Here is a 1,232-nt window from a genome sequence, read left to right as displayed (position 1 = left end):
TTTCTTTTTTCTGGAAGAATATAACGTTTCACTCGTTCTCGCATTGCCCTTAATTTCTTTGGAATTGAACCTGGCGAAGCGATGGCACACCAGAGTATTTCATCCTGTATATCCCGCAAAGCCATGACAAAACTAATTCTCAGCGGGGAGACTTTAGCCTCTTTGGCTATTCGACTTATCTCTACTCGAATTAAATTGTAGGCTAGCAATATACCCCATAGCTCTTGATTGACTCCATCCACAGTCTGACTACGCAAAAGAATACTATCCTCAAGCATCTGGTGTTTTATTTCTCCATAGCTATTTTCAATTTCCCAGCGCTCGAAATAGACATCAAGAATGGCCTGTGCACCAAAAGCCTGTTTATCATCCAAAGAGCACAGCAGACCTTTTATTTTTCCAGGCCCCATTGGCTCAGGATAAAGAACCAGTCTGGCCTGCCAGCACTCAGGAAGCGAAGGGTCTTGTTTTCTGGCATGCGCAGATACACTCATTTCTACTTTGAAGTCATGCTCAGAGTAAGATTCAATGACGGTGTATTGCGTGTTGCTTTTAATCGGGACCATCCAGTGCGACTGTGGGTGTTGCTTACGCCAATTAATCAGTACCTCAGCGCTGAGATAACATCGGTCAAAAATAGTTAGACTGTTATCACTTACATGACTAAATAACTGCTTTGCGTAGTTCACCTCACCTTGATAACTGGGCCCGAAGGCAACGTGGTGTATCAACCGGCTACGCAAGGAGCTTAAGGCGCATAGGCGTACAATAGGATATTCTGTATGACGGTTTTTACTGTGCTTAATATAGTGAAAGTGCTCAGCAAGAGCAGGTGTATCGGGTGCACGAAATTGCGTTCCATCGACAGAAAATAACCGGAGTCCATACCACGTATCATCAGCATCTTCTTCTTGTGTCCAATGGGCCGCACATAGGTGAAATAAGGCTTGGAGGGGGTCGCTACTCAGGCGCTGTCTCGCTTGAGGAATAGCACTTGGAGCAACCGTATCGCCCAGGGTATCAGTGAGTGTTAAATCTAACTTCTCAACAACGTCACTAATAGAGCGGTCGCGAAAAAGACCCATTGCAATGATAAGCCAGACGACAAGCTCAGCAGGTAACTTACGTTTGCGAATACTTGCTTTATCGGTCTGCTCGAGCACATTAGAAATCCACTCAAGAGGGATATGTTTCTGAAATGTAGATAAAGAGTCAGGAGTGGCGAATATATC

Annotated in this window: 1 protein-coding gene; it reads right to left on the bottom strand. The window is 44.7% G+C overall.

Going from position 1 to position 1,232, the window contains the following annotated elements:
• The coding region (locus QL998_RS20635; protein ID WP_290193395.1) for an IS4 family transposase at nucleotides 1–1,229 on the bottom strand (1,229 nt) is incomplete at its 3' end.
• Nucleotides 1,230–1,232: the final 3 nt, after the last annotated feature.

This window comes from Pseudoalteromonas sp. APC 3691 (genome assembly GCF_030408135.1).
In the GTDB taxonomy this organism is placed as follows: Bacteria; Pseudomonadota; Gammaproteobacteria; order Enterobacterales; family Alteromonadaceae; genus Pseudoalteromonas.
This window is presented reverse-complemented; position numbering and strand designations above follow the sequence as displayed.